Genomic DNA, 24,397 nt, shown 5'->3' on the forward strand with positions numbered 1-24,397 from the left:
GCCTTTACCGGGCCTCCAGATCCCAGTGCTGGGCGGCTGCCCAGTCGGCGAAGCTCCGCCAGCCCACCTCGGGGTGGTCGCGCCGCAGCCCTTCGACGTCCACGTCGAGACCGGTACCGGCGAAGTAGCGGAACATGGTGGCCAGATCGGCGGAGTACGCCTCGATCTCGGCGACGGGGACCGGCGCGAATTCGATCGGACGACCGCAGGCGGTGGAGAGGGTCTCGGCGATCTCGGAACACGTCACACGATCGGAGGCGAGGTCGATGCGCCGCCCGGCGAACTCCTCGGGATGCCGGAGGGCGAGCGCCGCGAACGCGCCGATGTCGACGGCCGAGATGAACGGCAGCGGGAGGTCGGCGGGCAGAGGCAGGGCGAACCGGCCCTCGCGCAGGCCGCTCATCGTCCACTCGCCGGTGTAGTTGTCCATGAAGACACCCGGGGCGATAACCGTCCAGGGGATGCCCAGGCTCCGCAGGTGGAGCTCGATGCGGTGCTTGCTGTCGAAGTGGGGGATGCCGGTGCCGCGGTCCGCGTTGGCGGCCGAGGTGAACACGATGTGCCGGACGGTCCCGCTCGCGGCGGCGGCGTCGAGCAGCGCGACCGCCTGCCGCACCTCGGCGTCGATGTCGGTGCCGAAGGGCGTGGACATCGCGAACAGTGCGTCGGCCCCGGCGAGCGCGGCATCCAGGCCGACGCGGTCGTCGAAGTCGGCGTACACCACCTCCGCGCCGAGCCGGCGCAACTGCTCGGCGGCCGCGGACGACGGGTTACGGGTCAGCGCGCGGACCCGTAACCCGTGGCCGAGCAGGGCCCGAGCGGTAGCGCCGCCCTGGGCGCCGGTCGCGCCGGTGACAGCGACGGTGGATTGGTAGATTCTCTGCGTCATGCAGCCAATGTACAAGACATTCTCTGCGCCACGCAGATATTAACCCTTGCCCCGAGACGACCAGGCGGTGGCCGACCACCTGGGAATGCACCCGACGGACGCGCAGTACCTCAACCCGAGTTGACCGGCCTCACCAGCGGATCGGCGACCAGGCTGGTCGACCGCTTGGAGAAGGCCGGGTACGTCACCCGGCAGCGCGACGAGCAGGACCGGCGACGGGTGCTGGTCCAGCCGGCGCCTGCCGCCATGCAGCGCCTCGGCGCGTTCTGGGACTCGCTCGCCGAGGCCTGCCAGGCGACGTTCGGCAGCCCACGCCGAGGGCGGGGCTCACCTCGACTCCATGGGCAGGACGCTGCGGGCGGCGACTCGGCGGACCCAAAGGCGCTGGCAGTAGTGAGGTGACCAGTTCCGACGCTGGCCACTCCTACGGGCACTTGCAGACCGGGCTGACCGGCGACGGGCGGCCCGCCGTCCTGCAGCCCGGCGTCGTCCTGATCGACGAGGTGGACGCGCACCTGCACGTGACGTGGCAGCGTCAGATCGGGGACTGGCTGCGCGACCACTTCCCCAACATTCAGTTCATCGTCACCACCCACAGCCCCTACATCTGCCAGGCCGCCGATGAAGGAGGGCTGATCCGCCTCCCGGGCCCGGAGGAGGACCAGCCACCTGCCGTGGTCGGCGAAGACCTGTACCGGCGTGTGGTCTACGGCAGCGCTGACGACACCGTGCTGTCAGAACTGTTCGGTCTGGAGACTCCGTACTCGGACCGGGCCGAAGTGCGTCGGCGAAGGCTCGTGACGTTGGAGCGCAAGGTGTACGCGGGTACTGCTGGCCCCCAGGAGATCAGCGAGTACCACGTGCTGAGTGACCTGCTGACCAGCTCCGTGCAGAGCCGGGTCGCCGAAGTCGCCGCGCGGCTGGAGCAGGAGCGGTGATTGCCCTCCAGCGGCTTCCCGCCCCGGCGAACACGCAGAGGCTGCTGACGCAGTGGGCGGACCGAGTACACAGCGCTGGTGCGACAAGCGAGGCAGCGCGCGCCGAGTGGACTGTCGCCGCCGCTCCGAAGAGGCATGTGAAGACTCTGCTGGAGTCGATGGCCCACGGCTGTGCGCGGTGTATGTACTGCGACGACAGCCGCGGCACCGACATCGACCATTTCCAGCCTCTCAAACTGGCGCCGCTGCGTGTTTTCACCTGGGACAACCATCTACTTGCCTGTTCGTTCTGCAACAGCAACCTCAAACGGGACCAGTATCCGGTCGACGCGGCCGGTGACTGTCTCCTGGTCGATCCGACCGCCGACGATCCGGCCGATCATCTGTATCTGCTGTTGCGGTGCGGCGAGTACGACTCCTACAGCGAGAAGGGCAAACACACCATCCGTGTCTTCGGCCTCAACCGGCCGGATCTCGGCCGGGGCCGTAAAGACGCCTTCTGTCTTGCCTGTTCCAACCTGCGGGACTGGCACAACCTGCGCCAGGCGGGCGACGCGGAGGCTGACAGGCTGGCCCAGGCACTGTTCGACTCGCCCTTCGTCGATGTGGTGCATGCGATGCACCGGCTTGATCCGCGTCGTGCCGAGTTCGTGGTCGGCACGCACACGCTTCCCGCTCTTGAGCACTGGCAGAGCGTGTACGGGGGCTGACAGGCGCCGCTGAGGCCAGCCAGCCGCTGCCGGCACGTCGTTCTGCTGCCTGCCCGGTTCGCCGCCTCCAGCGGCCGTCACCTGCTGGCGGTCTCGTAGCGGAGCTTGTCCCAGGCCACTGCCTCGCCTGCAGGGTCCTCTGGTCCTCGTCGGCGACCCGGACCAGGCCAGGGGCGGCGTTGTGCGCAGCAGCCGGAGGATTGCCAGGTCGGCGGCAGAGCAGTCCTGCGCCTCAGTTCCCCGGTCATCTGTGGACTGGCGGCCACTCTACGCACGGGGCAGCGGCCGGCGGACACGTCCGTCGCGGTGCCAGTGTCTTCGACATCTTCGGTGCGCTCGCCAAGGAGTACGCCGTTGCGGCGCAGGACTGCCTGGTGACCGCCTTCAAGTACGCCACGTTGCCGGGTAACGAAATCAGCGGCCTGTCTCTCCACACGGAGGGACGGGCCGCTTTCGCATGTCGGGGTCAGCGCAGAGCTTCGATGGCCTTCACGACCAGGGCGCGCGCCTCAGCCCCGTACACGGCCATGCTGCGCAGCTCTTCGAACGCGGCCAGGTACAGGGCGATCTCGCCGGGTTGCGTGATGTTGACCTGCGCGGACAGCAACTCGACGGATACGAGGGTGTCGTCGTAGACGTGGAACAACTCCTGCGGCCACAGGATCCGCTGCGGTGTGGCGTCGGGGATGATGCCGAGCGACACCGACGGGAGCGCGCCTGCCGTGAGCAGGTAGCCGAGCTGGGCCGCCATCGTGTCATGGTCACCGAGCTGGTAGCGCAGGACGCCCTCTTCGATGACGAGGACGAACCGGTGGCCCGGCCCGTGGATGACCTTGGACCGCTCGACGCGTGCGGCTGCGGCACTCTCGGCGTCATCGGGGATGTCGAGGAGGCGGGCGTTGCTGCTGAGCAGGGCGCGACTGTAGCCCTCCGTCTGGAGGAGCCCAGGCACGAGGGTCGGCGAGTAGATCCTGAACAGTCCGGTGGAGCGGAACAGTTGCACGTAGCTGTCCTGGAGCTGCCGCAGGCCCATGCGGGTGCGCCGTCGCCATTCGGTATACAGGGACTCCGCGTTGAGGGACGCGGCCACCAGGTCGTCGGCGCGTGTCTCGGCTCGGCAGGTGGCGCACCAGCGGCGGATGTCGGTCGGTGACGGCGGGGTCTTGGCGTTCTCGATGCGCGACGTTTTGGCATGATGCCAGCCGCACAGGCTGGCCAGCTCTGCGACCGTCAGATCGGCGTCCTTGCGGATGGCGCGCAGCTGCGCGGCTACGCTTTCGCGCGCGGCCTGGGCCGAGGACGAGGGTGAGAGGGGCATGAGCCGGCCTGTCCGTTGCTTCCTGTCAGTGGATCTCGTACTGGTCGTGTGGGGTGGCGCGTTCCCATACGGTCTCGAAGGCGTCGGTGCACTGCTTGACGATGCCAGGTTCGGTGCGGAGTTCGAGCGGGGGGTCAGCCCAGTCGCCGTCGCCGGTGAAGTGGTTGAACAGCGCGCGGGCTCCGTCGAAGATCCACAGGTCGCAGCCTGGCAGCAGCAGGTTGACGGCCTGGCTGCGGGGTAGCCAGCGAACCTGTTCGCCTGCGTGCACGTTGACGCCGGCGCCTGCGTGCTCGTACCGGATGTAGTCGGTGACCGGCTCAGAGACGACACGAGCCCGCCGGACGGTGACGCCGCGGGCGGTGGTCCGCTGGATCAGGTCGACCCACGGCGCCCAGTAGGCGGAGCCGGGGTCGGCGTCGCGCAGGCCTGTCTGCTTCCACTGCTGGTAGTCGTCTTCCTCGTCGCCGACACCGTAGGAGTCGCGCATCTCCAGGTGCACGGCGGAGTGTTGGGCGGCCTCGAGGAGATCGTTAAAGCGCAGCTCGTTCTGCGGCATCGCAGGCCTCCCTCAGCAGCGGGACGAGTTGGACGGGGATTCGGATGACGGTCTCGTGGTCGGGGATGCCCTTGTCGTGTCCGGGCGCAGTGTTCTCCTGGCACTGCTCTCGGGTCTTGGCATCCGCGGTGTAGCTCTGGAACACGATGTCGGCGGTCTCGGTGTCGACCCACGCGGTGGGCGACCCGCTCTGTCCCGTCTCCGGGTCGATGCCGATGAACAGTAAGGCAATGACTTTCCTCCCCTGATAGCGCGTGCACTGATGTGCATCAACGTCACCTGCACGGGCTGGCTGGTCAAGGGCGCGAACCTGCCTTGTCCCCTAGCCGGTCGTTCATGCGCACAACCGTGCACAAGCCTGACAGCGGTACACATCACGTCTCTAGCGTCAGGAGGAACGACAAAGCCCGGCGACCGCGCGAACGGTCCCGGGGATGGCCGACTGGTTGGAGTCGACATGGCGCAGCCTACGCACACCGCGAGCATCACCGACAGTCCGCAGCGTCACCGCTGGTGCCATTGGCACAAAGGCCCGTCGGAGACCGCGATCCTGGTCGACGCGATCGAGCGCAACAGCGCCCCGCCCATCGCCCTGTACGCGCGCGCCCTGCCGGGAAAAGCGTGGCCTGATTGCGCTCGCCGACCGGCCATGATCTGGACGCCGAAGCCGCCACCCGCGCGCGGACTGAACGCGGCTCAGTACTCGGGACATGCCTGCTGCTGGTGCAACACCCGGCTCACGCGCGGCGCCCGGTCAGCTGGCCGCGCCGCCGGGATGAGTGGCGCCCACGACCTGAGCATCGAGGTGTACGAGTGCGGGCCCGACTGCCCGAGGCGACCCCGGCGCCCCTCGCAGGCAGGAGAGATCTGGTAAGCAAGACGACCCTGCCCCGTCACGCCCGCGGCCTCGGCGGCTGCTGCGGGGCCGAGCACCCGATTCGCGGCATCCACTGCACCGAACGGCCTGGACACCGTCCGAAGGACGGCAACGGCGGGCCCTGGCACCCGTACAGCCGCACAAGTCGGTAGACCCCCGGCACCCCAGCCCATTCGGGCCGGTGGGCCCAGGCCCCGACCGGACGCCGACCCGGCTGGGGCCGCTTGCGCGCGGCCTAGGCTTCCTCGCGCTCGCCACCAGCACGAAGGAGCCGCCGCGGGCGCCGAACAGGACGTTCGTGTTGTAGTTGGCTCTGACCCGGCTCACTGCAGCCGACGCCTCTTGTCGTCGGAGGGGTATCCGTTGGAGTACCACCAGTTGTCGATGTCCCCCAGGCCGGACAGGTCCGGCTCCGGCAGACCCGGGTCCACCGTCGCCTTCGCACCTTCGGGCACCAGCTCCACCTCAATGCTCCCCGCGTCCGGTCCATGGTCGAACGTTTTCAGGGCATCCAGTGCTTCCATCTGGCTGTCGCAGATCGGGAGGTGTACCGCGAATACACGGGGGCTACCTCCGTTGTGTGCCCCCGCGCGGATCAACAGGCGCATCGCCATCTCGAAGCATTCCAGGCCACCCACTGTGATCCGGTAGTAGGGGCCGTCCTCCTCTGCGCGATCGCCGTTCCGTACGGGTGCCGTGACTTGTGGGCGGCAGGTCTCGCACTGAGCACCCTCGGTCGCCACGCGTACCCGGTCGCACGACCCACACAGCCAGGAGTCGCACCCCTTGCAGCGGTTCGGGGCGGCGTAGTCCGCGGAGTACGTTCCCACTTCTTCGGGCAACTCCTCGTCGCACGGACACGCTGCCAGCCGCGCGCGCCGTTCGGTATCGGCTTCGGCAGCGCAGCGTCGCCGTTCCGGCTCTCCCTCTGCCCAGATCCTCGCCCGTTCCGCGCGCCTGAGGCCCCGTGCCCGGGTGCAGTTCTCGCGCTCCTCTTTGCTGAGGTGGGTCCAACAGGCAGCAACGGGCGCCGGCTCTCCCGGGATCGCTGGCCAGTCTGTCGGCCCGCTCGAACAGCGGCGCGCCTTGGTCTTCAACATCCGGATGCACCGCGCCTCGCTCACTGGCCCGGGGAGCACGACGGGGGGACGGAATACCTGCGGACCCGTTGACTCCTGCGGGACGGAGCACACGCCGCAGCGGACACCTGCGCCTGCCACGGGCCTGTCGCCGCAGCCCGCGCACAGCCATGCGTCGCACGCTGAGCAGCGGTACTGCGAGCCGTAGGCCAGCGAGTACCGGCCGACCGAGTCCGGAACCGGCCCGTCCATCCTGAGCATCATGCACAAGGGGCAGAGGTTCGGCTGCGTCGGCGGCGGGGTGTCGGAGTGCGGCATTCGACCATCATGCCGATCTGGGAAGATCCGAGCCGACGCTTCGCCCTGGGGCACACGATCGAGATCACCCGCCGACGCGAAGCCGTCAGTTCCCAGCCAACAGTGTCACGGCTCGCCCGCCCGCCAATCCTGCACAGCCTGCCCCGCCTCACAAGACGTGGGGTCCTCAGGTGTGGCAGCCATGAAGTCCTCGCCTCCGCTGCCCGGTGCCGCACCGCAGGGCAAGAAGGGACGCCCCGCCGGAGGTCCCACCGTGGCACGTCGCCAAGTGGCTACCGGCATGCACACCCATTGTCCACCAGCTCAATGGCGATAAAGCCGTGCGGGTCACGACCACGTGAACAGTCAACTGCACGTACGTGCACAAGAGTTCGCGTCAGGCGGCGACCGGATCGCGCACTGCGTTGAGGAGGGCGTTAGTGAGGGGTTTCGGTGAAATGGGTGCCGCGATGGTCGACGGCGGCGCCGGGAGCCGAGCCATCCATGTGGGCGAGTCATTCCGTGCGGCCGGTGACGTGGATGCCGTGGCAGCCAGCCGGGGCTCCGCAGCGGCGCCGTGGCCACAGTACGGCCCGTCATGAGGAGTTGGGGACGGTGCAGGGTTCGGGTACTACATGGCCGAAGGACGATCGGGCACGGCCGGGCAGTTGCAAGCCCGGTCTCCCCTCAGTCCCGCAGCGCTCTCCCCCGGCCGTGCCGCCCGTCCCGCCCGAGATGACAAAACAGCCACCGGACCGTTACGAGGTGGGCAGATCCCAGGCGCTACTGGCGATCATGGAACGTGCGCGCCTGCTGCGCCCATGCCTTCCCGCGATCTCGTCAGGCGTGCTCAGGTCGGCCGGGTGTGCCTGTGTCCTGGGAAAGCGGTGAGGGCCGGCGGGGAGCGGGGAGCGCGGGCAGGAGTTCCCACAAGGGCCGGGATCCGGCGGCCCAGGAGCCGAGCACGTGACGGTCGACGAGGTGCAGTCGCTGTTGGCGGGCGAAGATGCGGCCGGGCTGGGTGATCCTGCCGTTGGTCACCATCACCACGACATCCCCCCTGTGGACCGGCCGGCCCGTTCCGTTGAGAACCTGCAGTTCCGGGGTGCCCACCGCGGCGCCGCGTTCACCGTGCCGGCGGTGCTTGCACTGGATCACCCAGCGGCGTCCCAGCGGATCGGTGGCCTTCACGTCCGCTCCCAGATCGCCCTGCCCGCCGACCTGGACGGCGTCGGTGCAGCCGTCCCGGTGCATCAGGTCGCGCACCGCGTACTCGAACTGCTGGTGGGAGAGTCCGTCCAGTTGGGCCAGGCCGTAGCGCAGGGCGCGTGAGCGGGCCCGCTCCCACTGCATGCGCTGTGTCCGCTGCTGCCACCATCCAAAGCCGCCCAGGGCGGCAAGGACGGCTGCGATCAGCAGGAACCACCAGTGTGCGAGCAGCCAGTTGACCACCATGACGATGAGAGCGGCCGCTGCGACGGCGGCCGCGGCCGGCACGGTGACGGATGTGTCGTGTCGGCTGCGCCGGCGGCTGGGGCGCCGGCCGGTGGTCCGACGCCTGGCGGGCGGACGCCGGGTCATCGCCCGCCTCCCAGGGCTGCGAGGTCGATCGGGTACGACACGCTGGGTGCGGGCGCCGCCTTGCGGGGTGCGGGGGTGTCGAACGTGATCGGATACGACACCGTCGGCCGTGGGACGGCCACCCGCGGGGCGTTGTGGGGGACGTCGTCGAAGCGGATCGGGTAGGTCACCGACGGTGTGGGCGACACACCGCCGGTTCCCTCTGCGGCCGAGGTGTGGCCGAAGCCGAGTACGGCCAGGCCAAAGGCTGCGAAGACGGTCATCTCCCGGCGGGCGCCCGGCGCCCAGCGGGAGTGTCCGCGTACCGGCGTTCCGTCGGAGCGCATGTACGGACGAACGAAAGGCATGGGGTCCCCCAGGTGATCGTGGCTCGGCTGCATCACGGTCATGCTGGCGGGAGGCACTGACAGCGGATCACCCGATGAGCTACAACTACCGTGTTTTGAGGGCCAGTTCAGGACATGAGGCATTCGCTCATGTGTTCTGCGCCGTGTTCTTCCCGGGGCAGGAGAAGCGTGCGGTACCAGCCGGGAGCGACTGCGGTCTGCCTCGGAAGGCTGATTCACCTGCGGCGCAGGCATGCGAGATGCGGCCAGGGCTCTGCCGTGGCGGTGCGGGTCATCAGGCCGGAGGCCCCCCGCGGATCCAGCCGTTTCCGGGAGTTGCCGCCGCTCGGCGACAGATGGGGAGTGAGGGGCTGTTGTGAGGTGCTCGGGGCAAGGAGCGGTCAGGACCGAGCAGGACGTCACGCTCGACGAACTCGGCCAAAGGGCTACGCAGATGTCCCAGAACATGACCGAGCGCCCGGCATTCACGCGATCTGCTCAGAAATCCAGGTCGAGGTAATCGATGTCGTTGATGGCCACGTCCGAAATTCCCGTGGCGCGGCTTCCGCCGTCCTGGAAGTAGATGTCCTTGAATCCTTCGGCGATGATCTGGCGCATCTCCTGGTCGCCTGCGCCGGCCTCGCGGGCGTCGAACAGGCGTTGTGCGTACGCGGCGGGGAGGTGGACAGTGAGGCGGCGGAAACGGCCGTCATCGGTCGTGCCGATGGGCGCGGTGTAGCCGAAGCGGGCCCGGGTCTCCACGGTGATCCCGCCCGTGGCGGCGGCCTGCTTGCGTCGGCGTTTGCGGACCCGCGGCTGCCAGCGGGATCGCACCGCGGCGTCGATCTTCGCGGCGATGTCCTTGGGCGGGTTCTTCCTGGCTCCGCGCCGATAGCGGTTCACCGAGTCGGCGGTGACGCCGAGTTCCGCCGCGACGGCCCTCGCGTTCCCCAGCTGTTTGAGGAGGTAGTTGATGCGGGTCGGAAGGGCCTTGGGCGGTTCGCGGGTGAAGGCTTCCCGGTCGGCGCGTTCGATCGCGTCGTCGATCTGTCCCACGGTTCTACTCTCCGTCGTCCATGACGGCGTCGCCGCCCTTGATGTGGCGGGCGGGGTTGAGGCCCTGTTCCATCAGGTCGACCGCCCAGGCCAAATCCTGGACGCCCTCAAGTTTCGCCAGACCGGGGGTGGGGCCGAGGCGGAAGCCACCGGGCTGGGGCTTGCCGGAGGCGCTGTAGGGCAGGAAGTCCAGCGGGCTGCGGCCGGGTGAGGGGTAGACGACGCAGTCGGACAGTACCGCCAGCGGGTAAAGGCCCGTCATCTTGACCATGTTGTTCAGCTTGCGGTGCATGTTCACCCGCGCCTTGGAGATGACCGCGGCGCGGATGTCGGGGCGCCAGGTCGGGCGCTCCAGCGCGGGCCATCGTTCGCCCTGCCGGTAGTGGCGGCCCTGCGGGCGCTCGCGGAGTTTGCCGACGCCGCCTTTGACGGTTGCCTTGATCGCGGCGAGAACCGCGGCCAGAGCCGGGTCTGCATCCTTGTGCCGCTCCATCGCCGCGAGGAATTCGGTGTCGGTGAGTTCTTTGGTGACGCCGAGGTCGGCGAGGGTGTCGAGGTAGGCGGTCTTGAGCCGGTCGTGCCAGGGATCCAGGTACGCGCCCGTCTCCCGGCGCAGATACGCCTCGATGGGCTGGACGTTGTAGCCGAGTTCCTGGGCGTAGGCGACGGTGTGCGTCTGGTACCAGGCCGGGCCCTGGGGGCGGATGCCGGCCGGGGTGAACGGCGAGGGCAGGCGCGGGTCCGTCTCGATGCGGCTGAGGTCGACCAGCCAGGAGCCGGGGATCTTCGGGTTGAACGTGGGGGCATGGAAGTGGTCCGGGGCGGACAGGCCCACGGTGAGGCGGGCCGAGGCTGCGAGGAACGCGGTGTTCAGATCCAGGCCCACCGCCCACGGCAGGGCCGCCTCCTGCCCCGTGAGCAGTTCCACGTCGCGGACCCACTGGTAGGCCTCTTCGTCCAGGAAGCCACCGCTCCAGCCGGAGTTCACGACCACGGGATGTTCGGCGGTGGCCTCTGGCGGCGCCGGATCCATCGGTTCGGTGCCCAGCGAACCCGGGTTGTGGCCGGACACCCAATTCCCGGTCTCCTTGTCCTGGAGGGCCCGGGTGGGCGGGCGCAGCGCGGTCATCAGCTCCAGTCCGGAGACGGCCGTGCTGCCGCGTGGGGTGATGACCCGCATCGCGTAGATGCCCAGGACGCGGGCGATGTCGGCCGGCTCCATCTGTGCGACGCCCGGCCAGGAACGCTCGTCGAGGGCGTCCCAGGACAGGACGGCGAGCTGAACGCACTGGCGTCGGCCCGACTGCGCGGGACGGTAGATGCGCGCCCATGGGCCGAAGCCGCGCTGGGTGAGGTTCCATTTCGCCTTCGCCACCTGCTTGACCACCGGGTGGTCGGCGGGCAGGCGCAGGGAGCGGCGTTGCTCGTGGCCCTCGAGGTGCTCGGGGAGGCCGAGGTTCACCGCGGCGCTTGCGGTGAGGACGATCAGGGGATCGGCGTCCTTGCCGTTGCGGTGCAGTTTGGCTGCGCCGAGGCCGGATTCCTGGAGCGTCCATTCCACGAGTTCCGGGACGGTGTCGGCGGGGCAGTCGAGCACGATGCCGGCTGTCGCGTAGGCGGAGCCGTCGCCGTCCAGGACGGCGAGTGGGCCGTGTGGAAAGCGCAGGTGGGTGTCGGGGGGCTGGGCAGCTGACTTCTTCACCGGTGGGTGTGCCGATGTGGCGGGCCGGGCAGTGGGGCGCCGTTGGGGTGCCGAAGCCTCGGGGGTCTTCATCGGTGTGGTGGCGTCGGTCTCGTGGATCGCGGGTGCGGGGGCCGTGAACCCCTTGGAAGCCGTCTCCGGTTGGGGCGAGAAAAGCGGGGCCGGCACCGTTACGGGCGTGCCGTGTGCGGGGTATTTCGCAGCCCAGCCGTTCAGCAGTCGCTGATATGCCTCCAGGCGGGGCGACTTCGGCTCGCTCCGGCCGTTCTCCCAGTTCTTGACGGACTGAGTTGTGGTCTTCAGTGCGGTCGCCAGTCGGGCCTGGGTGATACCGGCGGCCTCACGCAGCCGGGCGCGCTCTGCGGGATGAGGGAGCTGCGGCTCCGCCTCCAACAGTGCGTCGACCGACGCGAACAGCTCTTCCTCGGATGCCACAGACCACTACCTCCGCTCGGGACCTTACCAAAGCCCCACCCCACCATTTAACCCTTTCCTTTAACCCTTTCATGGAACATTCGGGGTGTCGCGCCGGCTTCTCCCACGACCGTTCTCCCGACCTGGTCCCGGATCACCGAGCCTGGCGCCACCGCTGCAGGACGCGCCGGTTCCACCCTCCCGGACGAACACGCGACCCGCGCCGACGACGCCCCTGCACGGACCGATCCCGCAGCCGCCGACACGGTGCGATCCGCCCAGAGGGGACACCCCATCGGGCGCAGCCCGGCCGGGCCCTCGGTGGCGATGACAGCGGTTCGTTTCCGCACGTGGGAGCTGCATCGCATTGTCCCTCCCTGCAGCCCCCTTGCGAACGAGGTTGTCCAGAGCTCGCCCTCACCGGCAGCGACGCCCACTAACTTCAGCATCCGGTGATCTCGAGGGTACGGAGGTTGTGGTGGCTTGTGACCTGCGCAAGGTGGCCGATGCGCTGCCTGGAGTGGCTTCTCGGCACGGGCTGCAGCTGACCTCGGCATCGGTCGGCGGGACCGCCGGGCTGCGGGCCGTTCTCAGCTCTGACCGATACGATGCCGAAGCCGTTGCACAGCTGGCTGCCGCCTGCGGGGCCCGCATTCTGTACGGGGACCTCGACCACTTCGACGCCGACGAGTTCGACGTTTTTGCCGCCGACGACGAAGACGAGCCGGCGCTGCTGATGGGTGATGGTGCAGACAACGGCGTACCGGCTGCGCTGCGCCAGAGGGCGGGCAAGCTGCTGACTGCCGCGCGGCGTCGTGCGGGTGCGCTGGAAGCCGTGCGGATCGCCTTTGTCGTGGAGGGCGTGGTGCATGAGTGGGAGATGTCGGCGGCCTGGGCCGACGACCTCGACGCACAGCGCGAATTGCTCATGGACGACCTGCAGCAGGCACACTTCGAGCGACCCGAGGCGGATGAGCCCGATCCCCTCGACGTCAAACGCATCGCCGGCCTCCTCCAGAAGATGCCGGCCGTCATCTCGGCCGGCACCTTTAGCCAGCGACGTGACGCTGCCGCCGAAGCGTTCCCTGCCCCGAACGGCGACGACGACTGGCGCCACCGCCGCCTGCTCCAACAGGCCCTCGCCCTTGCGCAGCAGGCCATCGCGCAGGACGCGGCCGACCTCTACCGCACCATCGAGAACGCCCTCGACGACACCGCCGCCCGCCTGCTCGACCAAGGCGTCCTGGACGACGTCCACGATGCTCCGGCACGCCGGATCGTCACCACAGACTTCCTCACCGAACTGACCGGCGGACACCGGCCCAAACCGCGCACCGTGACCCTTCTGTTGGGCCGGCCCGCCGTCAAAGACTTCCTCGCCACGCAGAAGGCAGCCTCCAAAGTCCAAGCCCAACAGGCTTTGCCACTCTGATGCATCCGTCAGCAACGAGCGGGCCGGGCCAGGCCGCTGGTGGCTGCGAAAACGGCTCACACGACGGAAGTCTGCCCCTGGGTTTCCGCCACGGCCCGGACCACGAGGCCGCTTGCCCCGGCGCGGTGCGCCGTTCCCCGCGAGATGGTGACACTGCATCACGACATGCCGAGGCGGGCTCAAACAGAAATCTTCCGACCGCATCTCTTGAGGAAACCGCGGTGACGCGTTTCCGGAGCGACCGAAGAACTCCTCCTGCGGCCCCGGAGAATCCGCATGACCTGGCTCCCGTCGCCTCGAACCGCAGATGCCTCCCGCCCCGGGCTGGGACCACGGCGGATTCCAACCAGCCCGCACCGGCCAAGACCAGGATTCGACGGCGGGTCAGGGGACGAGGCCTGTCTGCAGGCTCCGGATCACGCTGAGCGCGTATGGCCGGCGCACGGGAAACCATGCCCGACAAGGCGCAGCAGCCCAGGAGGCCCGCCGGTCCATCGGGCCGGGTGCGGCGGGCGTCCTCTAGGTCATCGCCGACGTCGGCTGAGTGCCCGTTCCACGGCCGGGTTCACTGCGCGGGTGAGTACGGAGTCGATGTCAGTGCCGTACGGCATCATGCCGGGCAAGCAGCCCGAACAAGCTTGATGGAGAACCATTCGTGACCGGCCAGGACCCCGCCGCTGTGCTTCCCTGCAACTTCCTCCTCACAGCGATGACCGGCAGCGGCCCGGACGACCCCGTGGTGCAGCTGGCGGCGCAACAGGTTCGAACCGCTCGATCTCGCCATGAACGCTCGGCACTCGCCGAAGCCCTGTTGTCGGGGCCTCATGCACAGCAGGCGCCGCAGTGGCTTCTGGAGGCGGCCGTGGCGGCGGATCTGGAGGCCAAGACGGAGACGTACCACGTCGAGGGTGGCATGCCCCTTGTCGCCCTCGCGCTCGGGCATCCGTCGTGTCCGGCATCGCTGCAGGATGCGACGCTGAAGCGTTGCACCGTCGAGCAGTTGGCTCTGCTCGGAAGCCCGCGAGCCGGTGAGCAGCTCGCCGGTGCGATTGCCGAGGAGTTGCGAATTCGCGGCGGTGCGACCCCACCCATGACGCCCCAGCTGCTCGAGATGCCGACCCCCGCCCAGGTCGTGCTGCGGCGAGGCCCGCTGCACGACCTGGTCTTCGAGGCCGCCCGCGACACGCTTCCTGCCGCACCAGGCCCCGACGAGCTGGACGCGGACGGTGACACGAAGGAATGGCTGAGGCGATACAAAGGCGCATGCGCGGCGTGGGAGAGCATGTGGCGTCAGGTACTCGAACGGCACCCGGAGCGGCATCGAGAACTCGCCCAGTGGGCCGATGGCACCGACGCCAAGTGGACGGTCCGCAACGAGTTGCTCGGCAGCCTGCCCTGGGCGGTCGAGCCGGGGCTGCTGGCCGAGCTCGCCACAGCAGATCTCGAGCGGTTCCCGCTCGAGATCCTGGTGGCCGAGGCCTGCCGTATGCGCCGCGCCGGATCGGACGAGGAGCAGGTCCTTGCTCATTTCGCCGAGGAGTTGTCCGCCCTGACGGACGAGGAGCAGATCGACTTCTCTACCTTCCTGGGCCTGCGGAGCACGACACTGCTCAACCGGCGGTGTCACGCCCCGGTGGCCTGGGTGCGAGGCGCCGCGTCGGGAACCTGGCGTCACCTGCTCAACCCGACGCAGGCCAAGGACGGCTACCAACAGGCTCCCTGGCGTGCTCCTGCCGCCGCTCTCGCCGGCCTCGCCACCACGTTCGCCGAGACCGCCGCACGCGCCCTTCCCTTCTGGGAGCCCGAGGAACGCTACTCGACCATCAACCCGAGTGAGGTGGCTTGGGTGCGCGAGATCGTGCTGCACCTCCCGACGGTCACCGACGACGTGAAGGCCGGAATCCGCCCGATCGTCCATGACGCGCGTATGCGGCTACGTCCTCACCATCCGGCATTCCCACCGCGTCATGACCACCGGCGTGAACTCGAGGAGATCCTCGACACGATCGAGCGCGTCCTCGCCGATCCTCCGCCGTCCGTCGGTGGGGATCGCCGCCGCACTGCGCTCGGCGCCCCGGACAAGGTGACCGTGCGCGAACTGGCAGGCGTCCCGGCACAAGCACTGAGCGACTACCTGGACCGGCACGCAGGCGACGACTCCCTCGTGGAAAAGGCTCTCCTCGCCTGCGCCGCGAGCGGACACAGGTCCGAGGACGACTTCGAGAGGGTGCTGCGGCGTCACACTTGTCCGGACACCGTGCTGCTCCCTCTCACCAAGGGCCTGCGCGGGAACCTCGGCGGCGCACCGACATGGCGTGAGGCCTGGACCCGCCTGATCCTTTCCAGGCCGGACCCCCAACGGGCCCTCGTACGCGCTCTGCCGGCCTGGCCCGCGCTGCGCGCCCGGGGGGATCGCTGTGGGAGCGCGCATCCGTCGGTGGTCGCTGCGGTACGCGATGCCCTGGGCGTCGACCAGGACGCGTGGAACCGGTTCGCGACCTGCCCTGCAACCAACTCCGGACCGAGTGCCTGGCTGCGCCTCGGTGACCTCCTGGACGCGGCTGCCACGGGAGCACCCTGGCCGAAGCCGCCGGGCAGCCGATAGACCCTGGTCCTCTCCCGGCTCGTACCTCCGGCGAACGCAGGGTCGCGGGCCGCCTGGTCGCGGCGGCGCAGCCGGAGGGTGAGGGTGGCAACCGCGGTGCCACCCAGGGTGTGCCGGGGAAAGGCGGGCGCGGTGGATGCTCGCGGTGGCGGGCAGGGTGCGCGGGACGACGGGGCGGGGGGATGCCGCAGGCCCCGTCATCCCGCAGGATCTCGACACGGTGGGCCCGATGTCGTGCAGGGCACTGTCCGGCGGAGAGTGGGTGAGAGGTCAGCCGACGATGTCGACTCCGAAGCTGCGGGCCAAGGAGGCCAGTTGGTGGTCGTATCCCTGGCCGACCGCGCGTACGCGCCATCCCGGGCCACGCCGGTAGACCTCGGCGAGCAGCAGTGTTCGTTCGGTGGTCGCGGCGTCCAGGGTGGCCTGGGCCACGGCTCGCGCGCTGGTTCCCCGTGCGACGGTGATCTCGATGGCTCCGGCGTGGGCGAACGTCGCGGGCCCGTCGATGGCGGCGGCGACGACGATTTTGCGGACGGCGTCGGGAAGAGAGGTCAGGTCCGCCGTGACGGCTTGTTCGCTGGGGCCGTCGGTGGTCAGGCGCACGGTCGCGTCGGGTCGTTCGGGTGCTCCGTAGAAGACGAAGTCCTCGTCGCAGGAGACCTGTTCGTCCTCGTCGAGAACGAAGGCGACCACGTCGATCTCGCAGCTGATCTGATGGTCCCAGCTTGCGGTGACCGTCCACGTTCCGGCGTCGCCGGGTGCGGTCGGCAGGTCGATGACGCCACCGCGGGGAAGGATCTGGACACCGGCCGGGTCGCTCCTCTCCACCTCTTCGGTATTGCCCGATGGCGACGTGAGCGTGGTGAGCCAGTGGGCGTCGTGGACCGGCAATCCGCGTCCCGTGATGTGGGGCATGCGGCGGTCCCCGGCCCCGTCGGCCAGGAGGATCACGTCCGTGACGCCGGCGGAGAGATTGACGGCGGCGGCTCCGCCCAGCTCCGCGATGCGGGTGCGCAGCGCCGACGCGTGGTCGTGGGGGCCGCCCAGCACCAGGATCCGGCGTCCGGACAGCGGTGCGGCAGTGGCCGGGCGGTCGGTGGGCCGCTGGACGGGTACGGACGGCGCCGGCGGTGCGGGGTTCGTGTGAGCGGTACCGGGCCGCACGTCGGTGAGCAGGCCGAGAAAGGCCTCCTCGGTGATCACGGGCACGTCCGCACTGCGTGCCGCACGATACTTGGCGCTGTCGGAGTCGGTCTCGTCGGTGATCAGCACGCTGGTGTGACGGCTGACCGAGCTCATCACGTTCAGCCCTGCCGCGACGGAGCGCGCGACGAGTTCCTCCCGTGCGGTGCGGGTGTCACCGGTGAAGGCGACCTTCATGCCCTGCACCAACGGAGCGCCCGGGGCGAGCCGGCCGGGGTTGCGGTGCGCGCAGGGCGTCTTCGGCACCCGGGGCGGATACCCCGACCCCTGCTTGGGCGGGCAGGCCACCAACGGCAGGGAAAGGCCCAGCTCCCCCGCCTTTGCCAGGGAGCCTCTCAGGATCCCGGCGAGCACCCGGGCATCGTCCAGGGCGTCGTGCGCCCGTTGCTGCGGCACTTTGTAGTAAGCGGCCAGGGAGGCCAGCTTCAGATCGTCGGTGGGCGGCGCGACCCGCCGGTTCAGCGCCAGGGTGCACATCCGCTGTGAGACCGGCAGCCACGAACGGGCCCGGGCGAACTCGCGCGCGAGGAACTCGTAGTCGAACTGGGCGTTGTGTGCCACCATCACCCGGCCGGCCAGCAGCGTCCCGATGCGCTCGGCGACCGACTCGAAGGCGGGCGCGCCCCGCAGGCGTTCCGTCGTGAGGCCATGGATGTGCACCGGCCCGGGGTCACAGCCCGGATCCAGCAGCGTGGAAAACTCCTCCACCAGTTCCCCCGCCGGATCCAGTGTCAGCACCGCCACCGAGAGCACCCGGTGCTCGTACGGCTTCAGGCCCGATGTCTCCACGTCCACGACCACCCACCCGGTAGCTCCGGACACGGCGTTGAACACATCATCGGAAACCGGCACTCCATCCATGCCGGTCAGCATCCCCTGTCCCGCCCCACCGCTCAAAATCCTGCGGCCAGAGCCTCATCTGCCAGGGCTCGGCCGGCGGCCTCGCACCGGTATTTCCCGACGTCTGGAGCACAGCACACGCCACGGGGCACCGCGTGCGCTCCGATCCGATCCGGGCTGAGCCCGAGCCGTGGATCGAGAGGGCATTCAACTGTTCACGCCACGTCGGGCGAGATCGGTCCTCCGGTTCGATGCGGTTCAAGCGCTCACTGCAGGACCTGAGCGGTACGAGCCGACGAAAGCCAGCTGGGGAACTCCTGCAGAAGCCGGTCGTAGAGGAGATCGTCGCGTACGGTGCGCGGATCGCGGCCAGCGTGGAAGAAGCCAGCGTTGTCGACGATGCGGTGTCTGGGTACGGCCAGGTCGTCGAGACGGCGGAGAAAGGCGAACTCGTTGTCGTCGGGGTCGCCGAAGCCGATGAATTGCCAGAACAGCGGCAGGCGGGCGGCTTTGCACAGGTACCGCTCGGCGGCGGACTTGTTGGTGGGGCCGCCGTCGGTCTGGAAAATCACCAGGGCTGGGGCGTCACTGCCGGAAGCAAGGTAGTGGTCGATGACCTCGTCCATGGCCCAGTGGTAGTTCGTCCGGCCCATGTGGCCGAGGTTCTCGTGCAGCTTGTTGATGCGGCCACGATGCCCTCCGAGCCTGAGATCGGTGGATCCGTCGACGTCGGTGGAGAAGAACACCACCGGCACCGTGCCGTCGTCATCGAGGTGGGCGGACAAGGAGAGGACCTGCTCACCGAGATGCTGCATGGTGCCGTCCTTGTAGTAGGGCCGCATCGAACCGGAGCGGTCCAGCACGAGATACACGGCAGCACGCACCCCCTCGAGACCGTGCGCGCGCACGCTCGACCCGGCCGCCTTGTAGAGGCTCACCAGATCCGGGGCCTGCGTCTGTATCTTGGACAGACTGATTGCCGAGGCCTCGTTCTGAACCCTGCCCATGGTCACCACTCCTGTGTCGCGCAACACCCTCATCCTCTCGGTCGAGGCGGCACCACGAGGAAGAGTTCTCCACCGGGTCCCTGACCGGTGCACCCCAGGTCAACGGCCCGACCGCCCAGAAGGGGTGGCCGTCGGCGGTGGCGGATGTCCACGTCGCCCTCCTGTCCGGTCCGGCACCCCCGGCATGTGCGCGGTGCTCTCGCCGCCGGTCCGGCCCATTTCGCGGTCACTCGGCTGCTGCCGTCAGGTGGGCGAAGGTCGATCCGGCGGGGTCCTTGCGGACGTGGAGGCGGTGGGTGATGCGGCGGCGCAGTTCGGGGACGTGGCTGATGACCCCGACGGTGCGGTCGTGGGCGCGCAGGGAGTCCAGGACGTCGAGGACCTTGTGGAGGGTGTCTTCGTCGAGGGTGCCGAAGCCTTCGTCGATGAAGAGCGTGTCCAGGGGGTTGCCACCGGCTTCGTGGGTGACGACGTCGGCCAGTCCGAGAGCGAGGGACAGGGAGGCGAAGAAGGATTCGCCTCCGGAGAGCGTGTCGGTCTTGCGGGGGCGGCCGGTCCAGGAGTCGGTGATCTCGAGCCCCAGGCCGGAGCGGGCGCCGCGGGCCGCTTGATGGTCGGAGTGGGAGAGGGTGTAGCGACCTTCGGACATGAGGTGCAGGCGGGTGTTGGCGGCGGTGACGACTTCTTCCAGGCGGGCGGCCAGGACGTAGGCCTCCAGCTGCATGCGTACCCGGGCGCTGGGTGAGTTGCCGGTGATGAGTTCGGCCAGGTGGCGGGCGGTGAGGTGGGCCTGCTCAAGTGGTTCCAGGCGTTGGACGGCGTCGCCGAGGTCGGTGGCGAGGGCGGTGAGGGCCTGGCTGCGGGTGTGAGCGGCGTTGGCGGCGGCGGCCGCTTCGGCGTGCTGGTCGTCCGCGGCCGCCCTTGCAGCCGTGGCTGCGTCGAGGTCGGCGGCGGGCTGGGCGGCGGCTTGCTGCAGTTCCGGACTGTCGAGGACGGCGGTGTGCGCGGCGCAGGCCTCGCGCCACTGAGTGATCTCTTCTTCGATGGCGCGCAGGTCTTCGTCTCCGAGCAGGGCCCGTTGAGCGAGCGCCAGGGTGTCGAAGCCCTGGTCCTTGGCGGCGAGGGTGGCCTGTTCGGTGTGGTGCGTGAGGGTCTGGACGGCGGCAGCGAGGCTGCGGGAGGCTTCGGCGGCTTCTTCGAGACGGTCGGCGGTACGGGTGAGTTCGTCGGCGTGCGCGGCGACGGTGGGATGGGTACCGCGGGCTGCGGTGAGTTTGGCCGTCAGCTCGGTGAGCTGCTGGGTGAGGGTGTCGTAGTGGGCGTTGCGGGCGGACAGGCCGGCCGTGGCGGTGCTGTGCTGCTGTGTCTGGGCGGTGTGCTCGCTGTCGAGGGTGAGGAGTTCTTCTTGGACGGTGCCCTGGTCGCCGGCGCGGTCCAGGGCGTCGGTCAGCTCGGCGGTGAGCGTGGTGTGCTGGGTCTGGAGGTCGGTCAGGGGGGTTTCGCCGGCTTCGCCGGTGGCGGTGGCGGCCTGTTCGCGGAGCCCGTGCAGCACGGCTGCGGCGGCTTCCTGTGTGGTCTTGGCCTGCTCGTGGAGGGCTTCCGCGTCCTGTTCGTCCTGGCGTGTGGGCTGCCCGTCCTGGGGGGCGGCGGGCGCCGGGTGGGTGCAGGATCCGCAGACCGGGCAGGGGGTGTCGTCGGTGAGCGTGGCGGCGAGTTCGGCGGCCATGCCGTCGGTGCGCCGGCGGCGGACGGTGAGGTAGTCCTGGCCGGTCTGGCCGACGACGGTTTGTGCATCGGCCAGCTGCTGCTCAGCCTTGGCGATCTTGGCAAGGTGGGTGTCTCGGCGGCCGGCGGCTTCGAGGCGAGTTTTGAGGCTGTCCAGGGCGCTCTGGTGGCGGCGGCCTTCTTCTTCGGCCTGGCGGGCGGCCTCCCGCCGGGCTTCGAGGGCGCGACGTCGGGTGGGTTCTGCTTCGAGCCAGTCCTGGGCGGTGCGTTGCCGGGAGGCGAAGTCCTGCCGTTCGGCGTCGGTGCGCTCCAGCTCGGTGGTCAGCCGGCGGACGGTGTCTTCTTCGGGGACGAGGGCGGTCAGGACGGCAGCTTCGGCGCGAAGAGACTGCTCGGCGGTCTCCAGCCGGCCGGCGTCCAGGTCCTTGTGTTCGGGCAGCAGGTGCTCGCGGGCGGTGCGTTCGGCAGTCTGGGCGCGGGTGTGGTCGTCTGCGGCGGTGTCCGCAGCGTGCAGCAGCGGTGCTGCCTGTTGGGCGCGGCGGGCCTGGTCGCGGCGCTGGACCAGTGCGTCCTGGTGCGGTGTCTGTTCCTGGAGCAGGTCGAGCTGCTGCCGGGCGCTGGTGTAGGTGGCCTGCTGTCGGTGGAGTTCGCGGGCTGCGGCTTCGAGCCGCTGCTGTCCGGCCAGGTTCTCCTTGGCCGTTGTGGCCGCTTGAAGTGTCCTGGCGTGGTCGGTGTGGCCGGCTTGGAGGAGATCGTGGGCCCAGGCGCGGGCGGGCTCGGTGAGGGTGTGCGGGTCGTCGGGCGTGGGTGCCGTGCACTGGGCTGTCAGGTCGCCTCCGGCGGCCTGGTGGATGCGTTCGGCCAGGCGCAGCACGTCGGCGCGGGCGGCATCACGGTTCTTCTCGGTGGTGCGGCTGTGGTCGTTCAGCCAGCGCTCGATGAAGGTGAAGCGGCCAGTGCGGAAGAGTTTGCCGAGGAGTTCTCGTCGGCCGTGGGCGTCGGCGTGGAGGAACTTGGTGAAGTCGTTCTGCGGCAGCAGGACGACCTGGCAGAACTGGTCCCGGCTCATGCCCAGCAGGTCGGTGACCTCGAGGGCGGCTTCCTGGTGGGACTTGCTGGACGGTTCCCAGTGGCCTTGGCCATCGGTGTCGAGGGCCCATTCGCTCAGGCGGGTTTCTGACTTCTGCGAGGTCTCGCCTCCACCGGATCGCTTGGGGCGCATCTGGGCGGGGATCCGGTGGATGCGCAGGCGGCGGCCTGCGAGGGTGACCTCGAGGGTGACTTCGGTCAGGAGGCCGGCGGGAGCGTGGTGGCTGCGCAGCAGCAGGTCGCGGTCGCCCGGTGGTTTGCCGTAGAGGGCGAAGCAGATGGCCGCGAAGACGGTGCTCTTGCCGGCTCCGGTGTCGCCGTGCAGGAGAAACAGACCGTCGGCGGACAGGGAGTCGAAGTCGATGGTGTGGGTGCCGGCGAAGGGTCCGAACGCCTGCAGGGTCAGGTTGTGCAGGCGCATGTCAGACGGTTTCCTTCTGCTGCTCGTTCAGGCGGGATGCTTCGACGGCCTGCTGGAGCAGGTGATGCTCGTCCGGGGTGGGGTCGGTGCCGCGCATGCTGCTGATGAAGTCGCTGGCGATGTCGAGGTCGCCACGGCCGCGGATGCGTTCGCTGTAGGTCGGAGTGTTCGTGGCCTGGGCGGGGATGAGGGCGGGCCGGTGCTTGAGGTTGGCGGTGTGGGGGAAGCGGCGGCGCAGGCGGGCCATGGCCTCGAAGGGCAGAGCAGTGTCGGTGAGGGTGACCTCGAGCCAGGCATCCTTCAGCGGCTCGTGGGCGGGGTTGGTCAGAAGGTCTTCCATGAAGCCGGTCACGCACTCCAGGCGCAGCGGCACGGGGCAAAGCCGGTGAGTGAGAGCGGGAACGGCATCGGCGGCGAGGTCGACCAGGGTGATCGACTTGGTGTGGCGGGCTTCGGAGAAGGAGTAGGCCAGCGGGGAGCCGCTGTAGTGGATGCGGTCGGTGACGCGCTGGGGGCCGTGGAGGTGGCCCAGGGCCACGTAGTCGATCCCCTCGAAGACGTCGGCGCCCACGTGGGCGACACCGCCCACAGCGATCTCGCGTTCGCTCTCAGCCTCCTCCCTCTCCTTGCGTTCCTCGGGCTGCCCGGTGCCGGAGGTGACGAAGGCGTGCGCGAGGACCACGGACCGGGTGCCCGCCGGCTGGTTGTTGGTCAAGTCGGCGTGGATACGGTCCAGGGCTGCGGTCAGTACTGCGCGGTGGGAGACGGCTTCGGCTTCCAGGCGGTCGCGGACCATCGACGGCTCGAGGTAGGGGATGCCGTACACGGCCACAGGGCCGTCGGCGTCTTCGAGGAGGACCGGGATGTCGCAGGTGCCAGGGTCGGTCCTCAAGTGGATGCCGGCACGGGCGAGAAGGCCGGATCCGACGCCGAGGCGGTGCGCGGAGTCGTGGTTTCCGCTGATCATGATGATCGGCACGTCGAGGTCGGCGAGCTGGTGCAGGGCGCGGTTGAACAGGCGCACGGCGTCCAGGCTGGGGATGGCCCGGTCGTAGATGTCTCCCGCCACGAGGATCGCGTCGACGTCCTCCGTTCGAGCGGTATGGACCAGGTGGTCGAGGAAGGCACCCTGGGCGGGGATCAGGTCTTCTGTGTGGAACCGGCGGCCCAGGTGCCAGTCCGAAGTGTGCAGAAACCGCATGACCACAGACCGTAACCACAGCGGCGGTAGCTGCGGGCGGTTTTCCTGATAAACACGATCATTGACGGGAGGCTTGATGCGTGCGTCCTCCATGGCGCCGGACAGCAGGAAGGTGTGGCGCAGTGGTAGCGGTACCGATGAGGCACGACAGGCTGGCTCCCCTACGATGCGGACGAGGGGCCTCTGCCGGTAGCAGGCCGGCTGGAGCCTTTTGTTGGCCTCTGTTGCACGAAGAACTTGCAACGGAGACGGGAACAGGACGGATGCGGCGTACGTCTCCCGTTGGTTCCACGAAAAGAGAACAGTGTGAGAGTTGCCTGCCATCGGTCTCTGCGCCGCACCGTCAGCGATCCGAGACGGTTGGCGCTCCTGAGCACTCGGTCGGGTGCGCAGGACGGTCTTTCATGTCAGCCTTGCGGATGATTCCATGACAAGTGGGATGGACCGTGCTTCGTCATAGCCTTGCAGAGAGCTTTGACCATCACCTGCGGGTTCGCTGCAGAGGCGGCTCTGTACTCGGTGACCTCCAACGCGAAGACGAACAAGTCCCGCAGGTGCAGGGCCCCGACGCTGTCACCCGCTGCGGCGGTGAACAGTGCGTCGAACGACGCTGCGTCGTTGGACGACCAGGCCGACATCAGGCGCAGGGTGAGGGCGCGATCGGGCCGCACCCGCTCATCCAGACTTTCCGTCTCACCGCTCCCCACAGGCCTTCCGATGGCGAACTCGCTGCCAGTGATCATGGTGACTGAGTCCACGTAGGCAGCGATCGTATGAGCCATGGCCAGCACGTCCTCGAGCGGTAGTGCCAGGATCGCGCCCAGACGATGTTCAGCTTCGTCGAACTCTCCCAGCGCGGCCTGAGCCACCGCCGCCTGAAGGCAGACCTGCGCCAACTGGTGTTCCTTGGCAACGTGCTTCACGTACCAATCCCTTCTCATCGCATCGATCAAGCAGAGCTGGAGTCTGTGTCTTCCAGCGGGCGGACAAGCATCTGCCGGCTGCGCGGATGAAGACCTCGTCGAGGGACAGCAGGCCACTGCCCCAAGCCACCTGGGCAGTGCCCTGGTCCGCGACCGTCCCGCACTGGGGTCCGGGGGCCAAGGACCACTCCCACGGACGCCGAGT

18 protein-coding genes and 1 pseudogene are annotated in these 24,397 nt (G+C 69.1%); 5 read left to right on the plus strand and 14 right to left on the minus strand.

Features of this window, described 5'->3' with window-relative positions; translation table 11 throughout:
- Positions 1-4: 4 nt before the first annotated feature.
- Positions 5-889, minus strand: a complete 885-nt coding sequence (locus ACZ7M3_RS36390; RefSeq protein WP_472069088.1) for an NmrA/HSCARG family protein — start codon at positions 887-889, stop codon at positions 5-7.
- A 46-nt stretch (positions 890-935) separates the two neighbouring features.
- Between ACZ7M3_RS36390 and ACZ7M3_RS36395 the strand changes: the two are divergent.
- From ACZ7M3_RS36395 to ACZ7M3_RS36405, 3 genes and pseudogenes are all read left to right on the plus strand, one after another.
- Positions 936-1,192: pseudogene (locus ACZ7M3_RS36395) on the plus strand (MarR family transcriptional regulator); the annotation flags it as partial.
- Positions 1,193-1,287: 95 nt separating this feature from the next.
- On the plus strand, positions 1,288-1,827 hold the full coding sequence (locus ACZ7M3_RS36400) for an AAA family ATPase (RefSeq protein ID WP_472069090.1): 540 nt from the start codon (positions 1,288-1,290) through the stop codon (positions 1,825-1,827).
- A gap of 137 nt (positions 1,828-1,964) precedes the next feature.
- A complete protein-coding gene (locus ACZ7M3_RS36405) occupies positions 1,965-2,537 on the plus strand; it encodes an HNH endonuclease family protein (RefSeq protein WP_472069092.1) in 573 nt (190 codons plus the stop codon).
- 466 nt (positions 2,538-3,003) lie between these two features.
- Here ACZ7M3_RS36405 and ACZ7M3_RS36410 read toward each other — a convergent pair whose 3' ends face one another.
- The 8 genes from ACZ7M3_RS36410 to tap all read right to left on the minus strand — a co-directional run bounded on the left by ACZ7M3_RS36410 (position 3,004) and on the right by tap (position 11,767).
- The gene (locus ACZ7M3_RS36410) at positions 3,004-3,855 is read right to left on the minus strand and encodes a helix-turn-helix domain-containing protein (protein ID WP_472069094.1); all 852 of its coding nucleotides are present in this window, start codon (positions 3,853-3,855) and stop codon (positions 3,004-3,006) included.
- 25 nt (positions 3,856-3,880) lie between these two features.
- A complete protein-coding gene (locus tag ACZ7M3_RS36415) occupies positions 3,881-4,414 on the minus strand; it encodes a DUF6879 family protein (protein ID WP_472069096.1) in 534 nt (177 codons plus the stop codon).
- A complete protein-coding gene (locus tag ACZ7M3_RS36420) occupies positions 4,389-4,646 on the minus strand; it encodes a hypothetical protein (protein WP_143605076.1) in 258 nt (85 codons plus the stop codon). Before ACZ7M3_RS36420 ends, ACZ7M3_RS36415 begins: the two co-directional genes overlap by 26 nt.
- A gap of 968 nt (positions 4,647-5,614) precedes the next feature.
- On the minus strand, positions 5,615-6,391 hold the full coding sequence (locus ACZ7M3_RS36425) for a hypothetical protein (protein ID WP_472069098.1): 777 nt from the start codon (positions 6,389-6,391) through the stop codon (positions 5,615-5,617).
- Between the two features lie 1,116 nt (positions 6,392-7,507).
- Positions 7,508-8,248: a restriction endonuclease gene (locus ACZ7M3_RS36430; RefSeq protein WP_472069100.1), complete on the minus strand. Its 741-nt coding sequence runs from the start codon at positions 8,246-8,248 to the stop codon at positions 7,508-7,510.
- Complete coding sequence (locus ACZ7M3_RS36435) at positions 8,245-8,595, minus strand: hypothetical protein (protein WP_472069102.1); 351 nt, start codon at positions 8,593-8,595, stop codon at positions 8,245-8,247. Before ACZ7M3_RS36435 ends, ACZ7M3_RS36430 begins: the two co-directional genes overlap by 4 nt.
- A 477-nt stretch (positions 8,596-9,072) precedes the next feature.
- A complete protein-coding gene (tpg, locus tag ACZ7M3_RS36440; protein ID WP_472069104.1) occupies positions 9,073-9,630 on the minus strand; it encodes a telomere-protecting terminal protein Tpg in 558 nt (185 codons plus the stop codon).
- 4 nt (positions 9,631-9,634) lie between these two features.
- Positions 9,635-11,767 carry a telomere-associated protein Tap gene (tap, locus tag ACZ7M3_RS36445; RefSeq protein WP_472069106.1) on the minus strand — a complete coding sequence of 711 codons (2,133 nt, stop codon included), beginning with the start codon at positions 11,765-11,767 and terminating at the stop codon, positions 9,635-9,637.
- A gap of 457 nt (positions 11,768-12,224) precedes the next feature.
- Between tap and ACZ7M3_RS36450 the strand changes: the two genes are divergently transcribed.
- Entirely contained in the window at positions 12,225-13,178 is a 954-nt protein-coding gene (locus ACZ7M3_RS36450; RefSeq protein ID WP_472069108.1) for a hypothetical protein, read from the plus strand.
- Between the two features lie 655 nt (positions 13,179-13,833).
- Positions 13,834-15,783, plus strand: coding sequence for a hypothetical protein (locus ACZ7M3_RS36455; RefSeq protein ID WP_472069110.1), 1,950 nt, complete (start codon positions 13,834-13,836; stop codon positions 15,781-15,783).
- A gap of 270 nt (positions 15,784-16,053) precedes the next feature.
- Here ACZ7M3_RS36455 and ACZ7M3_RS36460 read toward each other — a convergent pair whose 3' ends face one another.
- From ACZ7M3_RS36460 to ACZ7M3_RS36480, 5 genes are all read right to left on the minus strand, one after another.
- Positions 16,054-17,847 (minus strand): DEDDh family exonuclease, encoded by a 1,794-nt coding sequence (locus tag ACZ7M3_RS36460; RefSeq protein WP_472069111.1) that lies wholly within the window; start codon positions 17,845-17,847, stop codon positions 16,054-16,056.
- Between the two features lie 245 nt (positions 17,848-18,092).
- Positions 18,093-18,833: a vWA domain-containing protein gene (locus ACZ7M3_RS36465; protein WP_472069113.1), complete on the minus strand. Its 741-nt coding sequence runs from the start codon at positions 18,831-18,833 to the stop codon at positions 18,093-18,095.
- Between the two features lie 226 nt (positions 18,834-19,059).
- Entirely contained in the window at positions 19,060-22,068 is a 3,009-nt protein-coding gene (locus ACZ7M3_RS36470; protein ID WP_472069115.1) for an AAA family ATPase, read from the minus strand.
- Between the two features lies 1 nt (position 22,069).
- Positions 22,070-23,269, minus strand: a complete 1,200-nt coding sequence (locus ACZ7M3_RS36475) for an exonuclease SbcCD subunit D (RefSeq protein WP_472069117.1) — start codon at positions 23,267-23,269, stop codon at positions 22,070-22,072.
- A 407-nt stretch (positions 23,270-23,676) separates the two neighbouring features.
- Positions 23,677-24,192 carry a hypothetical protein gene (locus ACZ7M3_RS36480; RefSeq protein WP_472069119.1) on the minus strand — a complete coding sequence of 172 codons (516 nt, stop codon included), beginning with the start codon at positions 24,190-24,192 and terminating at the stop codon, positions 23,677-23,679.
- Between the last annotated feature and the right edge of the window lie 205 nt (positions 24,193-24,397).

This window comes from Streptomyces sp. NPDC111656 (assembly GCF_055656965.1).

Coding starts and splice junctions, on each gene's coding strand:
- ACZ7M3_RS36390 (WP_472069088.1), bottom strand. CDS start 889: ATGACGCAGAGAATCTACCAATCCACCGTCGCTGTCACCGGCGCGACC.
- ACZ7M3_RS36410 (WP_472069094.1), bottom strand. CDS start 3,855: ATGCCCCTCTCACCCTCGTCCTCGGCCCAGGCCGCGCGCGAAAGCGTA.
- ACZ7M3_RS36415 (WP_472069096.1), bottom strand. CDS start 4,414: ATGCCGCAGAACGAGCTGCGCTTTAACGATCTCCTCGAGGCCGCCCAA.
- ACZ7M3_RS36425 (WP_472069098.1), bottom strand. CDS start 6,391: ATGTTGAAGACCAAGGCGCGCCGCTGTTCGAGCGGGCCGACAGACTGG.
- ACZ7M3_RS36430 (WP_472069100.1), bottom strand. CDS start 8,248: ATGACCCGGCGTCCGCCCGCCAGGCGTCGGACCACCGGCCGGCGCCCC.
- ACZ7M3_RS36435 (WP_472069102.1), bottom strand. CDS start 8,595: ATGCCTTTCGTTCGTCCGTACATGCGCTCCGACGGAACGCCGGTACGC.
- ACZ7M3_RS36460 (WP_472069111.1), bottom strand. CDS start 17,847: ATGGATGGAGTGCCGGTTTCCGATGATGTGTTCAACGCCGTGTCCGGA.
- ACZ7M3_RS36465 (WP_472069113.1), bottom strand. CDS start 18,833: ATGGGCAGGGTTCAGAACGAGGCCTCGGCAATCAGTCTGTCCAAGATA.
- ACZ7M3_RS36470 (WP_472069115.1), bottom strand. CDS start 22,068: ATGCGCCTGCACAACCTGACCCTGCAGGCGTTCGGACCCTTCGCCGGC.
- ACZ7M3_RS36475 (WP_472069117.1), bottom strand. CDS start 23,269: ATGCGGTTTCTGCACACTTCGGACTGGCACCTGGGCCGCCGGTTCCAC.